This window comes from Anaerosporobacter sp., from assembly GCF_031551385.1.
In the GTDB taxonomy this organism is placed as follows: Bacteria; Bacillota; Clostridia; order Lachnospirales; family Lachnospiraceae; genus Anaerosporobacter.
This window is the reverse complement of record NZ_JAVBNS010000135.1, coordinates 1-6285: the sequence shown is the minus strand read 5'-3', so window position 1 is coordinate 6285 and position 6285 is coordinate 1. Positions and strand designations below refer to the sequence as shown.

Genomic DNA, 6285 nt, shown 5'->3' with positions numbered 1-6285 from the left:
AAATATACTGATTTGTTGTGAGGTATTTGATGAGAAAGACATATGATCACTCCTTTTCTTAATACCTCAATTATACCATATTTGAAGATAATATATTAAATTTTCAAGGTTCAAATGGCCCATTTGTCGGGCAACTCATATCATGCCATAACAACCAAGTCATATCTATCTAGAATTCAGTAACAATTCCTCTAGCTCCTGCACCGTATCAACAATATAATCCGCTCCTGCATTCGCTAATTCCTCTGTTCCACCATATCCATAAGAAACGCCAATAACTTCAACGTCACAATCATGCGCACCAATTACATCAAATTTACGATCACCAATCATAATAATATCCGCTTTATCAATTTCACCAAAAGCCTCTATCGCCGCAATTACAACTTCTGTTTTCTCTGCTCTTGTACCATCTTCATTACTTCCAATGATATGTGCAAAATATTCTTTAATATCAAAATGTTCTAATATCTCTTCTACAAAGATAGTTGGTTTCGAGCTTGCGATTGCCAACTCCTTACCTTTGCTTGTCAATGTCTGCAACATGGAAGCAATGCCATCATAGATTATGTTCTCATATTTACCAAGTGTAGCAAATCGCTCTCTATATTTCATCGCCGCTTCATTCGCTTTTTCAATCGAAAATCCATAGAATTCAATGAAAGAGTCTTTTAAAGGAGGCCCGATAACAACTTCTAACTTATCTAAATCCTGTTCATCAATACCATAATGTTGTAATGCATATTGAAAACTCTTTGTTATTCCTTCTTTTGGGTCTGTTAATGTTCCGTCTAAATCAAATAGTAGGTATTTCTTTTCATTCATTGGACTTTCCTCACTTTTCTGAAATTAAGCAATGATTCTACTATGCAGTTCCTAGGGCATGTTTGAGAAATCATATTGCAACTTCCTGTTTTCACCTATAATATATCAGTAAATTGTACCATACTAATATTTGCGATTGCAACCCAATCTTCCTTAATTTCTATCTGAGATTAAACATGGGATTAAACCTTAACAAACAAGCATCTGCATCAACAATGTAAATCAGCAAAACTTCGACACCTATCCTTGCGTATTTGCTACTGGTCTCTGACAAAAAAACGATAGCGAAACACCTATAGTACTTCTTAGTGTGTACATTCAATAACCTAGGAAGGCGAGGCATGGACGCCGAGCCAGCCCGAACTGAGGCAGGATGCCGAGTTGAGGGCGTTTCCGCAACATTCCACCACCTTCCCGTACACACTTAGAAGCACTTAGGTCTGTAGCGTGTTTTGTGTCAGAGACCAGCAGCAAATACGCCTTGAACACGTACCAAAGTTTTGCTTCCAAACATTCGATTGACATAATCCCATTTCCTTGCTATAGTATTCACGTAAAACATAGCAAACTGCTAGGGGAGCTCTTTTGGCTGAGATGTAATCTTTACAACCCTCATAACTTGAACTGGTTAGCACCAGCGTAAGGAAGCACATGTTTGTAGATACGTGGATTCTGTTGTTATTGCACAGATTGCAATAAACCAATTGATTATTCTTACTAAGACATATAGACTGATTGACAACATTAACAAATTCAAACACTCTACAACACAAGATAAGCTCCTCCTACGCAAATAGGGAGGATTTTTTTATGTACTTAGGAATTATGAATTTTTTCGCAACTGGTAGCGCTGATGATGGTTATACATTTAAAACAACTGGCTACATTCTTTTTATCGCTTTGATTCTTGCTCTTTTGGCAATTGTATTCTTAACCAAAAAGCAAACGAAGAAGATTCAAACGAAACAATTAGTATTTGCCTCTGTCTCTATGGCACTTGCTCTTGTAACATCGTTTATCAAGTTTGTAAATATGCCAATGGGTGGCTCTGCTACGTTATTTAGTATGTTCTTTATCTGCTTTATCGGTTATCTATACGGAACAAAAATCGGTTTACTAACTGGTGTTGCCTATGGATTTTTACAATTAATCATCGAACCTTGCGTTTACTATCCAGTTCAATTGCTACTTGACTACCCTGTCGCATTTGGTTGTTTAGGTCTTGCAGGTGTATTTAGTAAATCCAAACATGGATTACTAAAAGGTTATGCTTTGGGTGTATTAGGAAGATATGTAACGCACGCTATCTCTGGTTATATCTTCTTTAAAAATACTTTTCCACCAGAACAAAATCCAATATTATATTCTCTTGGCTACAATGCTACTTATATTGTACCTGAGGCAATTGTTACAATTATTCTTTTGGCAGTACCAGCCTTTACAAATGGATTAAAGGAAGTAAAGCGTATGGCAAATGAGTAATTGTCTATCGTCTCATAATTAACTTAATCGTAAATAACTTAATCATAAATAAGTAATATTACATTAAATTAATTGTAATATATCCAATATACCAAAATGTGCATCTCCACTAGCTTCCGCTATAGAAATGCACATTTTTATTTTATCTATATTTTCTTTAATTCCTTACTTCTTATCTTACTTCCTAAATCTGAGCAATATCAATCAATGTAAGGTTCTTCTTATCCACTTCCGCTGTTTCCAAACTTGTAAGAAGTGCATTCGCTGTATCAAGTGAAGTTAAACATGTTACACCTGTTTCAATTGATACACGACGGATTAAGAAACCATCTTTCGATCTTTCTGCTCCTTGTGTTGGGATATCAATAACAAGGTCAATTTCATGTCCAAGAATTAAGTCCATTAAGTTTGGTGACTCTTGCTCAATCTTGTTGATTGCTATTGCAGGAACATTATTCTCATTTAATACTCTTGCTGTACTCTTTGTTGCATAGATTGTATATCCTAAGTCAACAAATCTCTTACCAACGCTAACTGCTTCAATCTTATCTGCATCTTTTACTGTCATAATCATCTTCTTATATTTTGGAAGATTTACGCCAGAGCCAAGGAATGCTTTGTACAATGCTTCGTTAAATGTCTTTGCAATACCAAGACATTCACCAGTTGATTTCATCTCTGGTCCAAGGCTGATGTCCGCTCCACGAAGTTTCTCGAAGGAGAATACTGGCATCTTAATTGCGATATAATCTGCTTCTTTTTGAAGACCTGGAGTATAGCCAAGATCACGAATCTTTGCACCAAGGATTACTTTTGATGCTAAATCAACAATCGGAATTGATGTAACTTTACTAATATATGGTACGGTACGACTAGAACGAGGGTTAACTTCAATTACATATACCTCATCTTCATATACGATAAATTGAATGTTAATTAAGCCGATAACGTTCAAGCTCTTAGCAAGTTTTCTTGTATATTCTTCAATTACTTTCTTGATTTTATTTGATACATTCTGCGTTGGATATACAGAGATACTATCACCTGAATGGATACCCGCACGTTCAACATGTTCCATAATACCAGGAATTAAGATATCTGTTCCATCACATACGGCATCAACTTCCACTTCTTTACCCATTAGGTATTTGTCTACTAAGATAGGGTGTTCTTGTACGGTACGGTTGATAATTCCCATGAATTCTCTTACGTCTTGGTCATTGATTGCAATCTGCATACCTTGACCACCAAGTACATACGAAGGACGAACAAGAACTGGGTAACCAAGTTCATTTGCTGCTTCTAACGCTTCTTCTACTGTAAATACAGTCTTTCCTGAAGGTCTTGGGATACAACATTGTTCCAGAATTTCATCAAATAATTCTCTATCTTCTGCGGCATCAACATTCTCTGCACTTGTTCCAAGGATAGGAACTCCCATTTTAAGAAGTGCTTCTGTTAATTTAATCGCTGTTTGTCCACCAAATTGTACAACTGCTCCATCTGGTTTTTCAAGTTCAACGATGTTTTCAACATCTTCAGGTGTTAATGGCTCAAAGTATAATTTATCAGCAATATCAAAGTCTGTACTTACTGTCTCTGGGTTATTGTTTACGATAATTGTTTCATATCCACTTCTTCTTAGCGACCATACACTGTGTACGGAACAGTAGTCAAACTCGATACCCTGACCGATACGAATTGGGCCAGAACCAAGTACGAGAACCTTTTTCTTTGTTCTAGTTGCATCTACTTCATTCTCATTGCCAAAGCATGAATAGTAGTATGGTGTTGAAGCTGCAAACTCAGCCGCACAAGTATCAACCATTTTGAATGAAGCGATAATTCCATATTGGTTACGAAGTTCTTTAATTTCTTTTTCTGTTTTCCCTGTCCATTTTGCAATTAATTTGTCTGGGAACTCTAATTTTTTCGCTTCTTCTAACAATTCTTTTGTTAATTCAGAAGTTTTAAGTGCTTGTTCCATCTCAACTAAGATTGCTATTTTATCAATAAACCATTCATCAATCTTCGTGATTTCATGAATTTCATCATAAGTGATTCCAAGACGTAATGCTTCTGCTATGGCATAGATTCTTCTATCATCTACTTTATGAAGTTCTTCTAACATGGTTTCACGGTCAAAACCATCATATAATCCTGTATTTTCAAGGCTATCTACATGTTGCTCTAAAGAACGAATTGCCTTCATTAATGCACCTTCGAAGTTTGTACAGATACTCATAACTTCTCCAGTTGCTTTCATCTGTGTTGTTAATGTTCTCTTTGCAGAGATGAATTTATCGAATGGAAGTCTTGGAATCTTAACTACTACATAGTCAAGTGCTGGTTCAAAACTTGCAAATGTTTTCTTTGTGATTGCATTTGGAATCTCATCTAATGTATAACCAAGTGCAATTTTCGCTGCTACTTTCGCAATCGGATATCCTGTTGCTTTTGAAGCAAGTGCTGACGAACGGCTAACACGAGGATTTACTTCAATTACACAGTACTCAAATGATGTTGGGTGAAGTGCATATTGTACGTTACAACCGCCAGTAATATTTAATTCATCAATAATGTTAAGTGCTGAACTTCTAAGCATCTGGTACTCTTTATCTGATAATGTTTGAGAAGGAGCTACTACAATACTATCGCCTGTATGAACACCAACTGGGTCTAAGTTTTCCATATTACATACGGTAATGCAGTTTCCGTTTGAGTCACGCATTACTTCGTATTCAATTTCCTTCCAACCTGCGATACAACGTTCAATTAAACATTGACCAACACGGCTAAGTCTTAGACCATTGGAACAGATATCAATTAATTGTTCCTCATCGTTAGCGATACCGCCACCGCTTCCGCCAAGTGTATAAGCAGGACGTACAACAACTGGATAACCAATTGTGTTTGTAAATGCAATAGCAGCTTCTACTGTTGTAACAACTTCACTAGCTGCACATGGCTCACCAATCTTCTCCATTGTAGTTTTGAATTCCAAACGATCTTCTGCTTTTTTGATTGTAAGCGAAGTTGTACCAATCAAGCGAACGTTGTTTTCTTTAAGGAATCCACATTCCTCTAATTCCATTGCAATGTTAAGTGCTGCCTGACCACCAAGTGTAGGTAACACACTATCTGGTCTTTCTTTTATAATAAGTTGTTTTACAATCTCAGGATTTAATGGTTCAATATATACTTTGTCTGCAATATCCTTATCTGTCATGATTGTTGCTGGGTTCGAGTTTATTAATACAACTTCAATTCCTTCTTCTTTAAGAGAACGGCAAGCCTGTGTACCAGCGTAGTCAAACTCTGCTGCTTGTCCGATAACAATTGGTCCAGAACCAATAACTAATACTTTTTTAATATCTTCAATTCTTGGCATTATTTGCAATCCTCCATCATACTAATAAATTTGTTGAATAACAATTCGGAATCTTTTGGTCCAGCACAAGCTTCTGGGTGAAATTGTACGGTAAATATATTCTTACCTACATAGTCAAGCCCTTCCACAGTACCATCATTTACATTTACAAAACTTACTTTTGCTATTGTTTCATCTAAGCTGCTATCGTCTACCACATATCCATGATTTTGAGAAGATATGTATACTCTATTTGTTGACAAATCTTTTACTGGATGATTTGCACCTCTATGTCCGTATTTCATCTTATGCGTATCTGCACCATTAGCAAGTGCCATTAATTGATGTCCAAGACAGATTGCAAAGATTGGAACGTTACTATGATATAATTTCTTAATTTCTTCAATAATACTTGTACATTCTTTTGGATCTCCAGGGCCGTTTGATAACATAATTCCATCTGGATTTGCAGCAAGAATCTCTTCTGCAGATGTCAATGCTGGATATACCGTAACTTGGCATCCTCTCTTTGTAAGACATCTTGTAATATTGTTCTTAGAACCAAAGTCCATAAGCGCAACTTTTAATCCCTTATCTGTTCCTTCATC

General features: G+C 36.2%; 4 protein-coding genes and 1 riboswitch. Of the genes, 1 reads left to right on the top strand and 3 read right to left on the bottom strand.

What is annotated here, in order from left to right; translation table 11 throughout:
• Nucleotides 1-165: 165 nt before the first annotated feature.
• Complete coding sequence (locus RMR19_RS11320; RefSeq protein WP_310603598.1) at nucleotides 166-825, bottom strand: HAD hydrolase-like protein; 660 nt, start codon at nucleotides 823-825, stop codon at nucleotides 166-168.
• Nucleotides 826-1388: 563 nt separating this feature from the next.
• Nucleotides 1389-1488: riboswitch (TPP riboswitch) on the top strand.
• A gap of 147 nt (nucleotides 1489-1635) precedes the next feature.
• On the opposite strand from RMR19_RS11320, the gene thiT reads away from it, so the two are divergent.
• Complete coding sequence (thiT, locus tag RMR19_RS11315) at nucleotides 1636-2307, top strand: energy-coupled thiamine transporter ThiT (protein ID WP_310603597.1); 672 nt, start codon at nucleotides 1636-1638, stop codon at nucleotides 2305-2307.
• A gap of 184 nt (nucleotides 2308-2491) precedes the next feature.
• Here thiT and carB read toward each other — a convergent pair whose 3' ends face one another.
• Together carB and RMR19_RS11305 are read right to left on the bottom strand one after the other, a co-directional pair.
• A complete protein-coding gene (gene carB / locus RMR19_RS11310) occupies nucleotides 2492-5698 on the bottom strand; it encodes a carbamoyl-phosphate synthase large subunit (RefSeq protein ID WP_310603596.1) in 3207 nt (1068 codons plus the stop codon).
• A partial coding sequence (locus RMR19_RS11305) for a carbamoyl phosphate synthase small subunit (RefSeq protein ID WP_310603595.1) occupies nucleotides 5698-6285 on the bottom strand: 588 nt, incomplete at its 5' end. The genes carB and RMR19_RS11305, both read right to left, overlap by 1 nt.

Excerpts from the sequence above, each read along its gene's own strand:
- RMR19_RS11320 (WP_310603598.1), bottom strand. The coding sequence starts at position 825 with ATGAATGAAAAGAAATACCTACTATTTGATTTAGACGGAACATTAACA.
- thiT (WP_310603597.1), top strand. The coding sequence starts at position 1,636 with ATGTACTTAGGAATTATGAATTTTTTCGCAACTGGTAGCGCTGATGAT.
- carB (WP_310603596.1), bottom strand. The coding sequence starts at position 5,698 with ATGCCAAGAATTGAAGATATTAAAAAAGTATTAGTTATTGGTTCTGGA.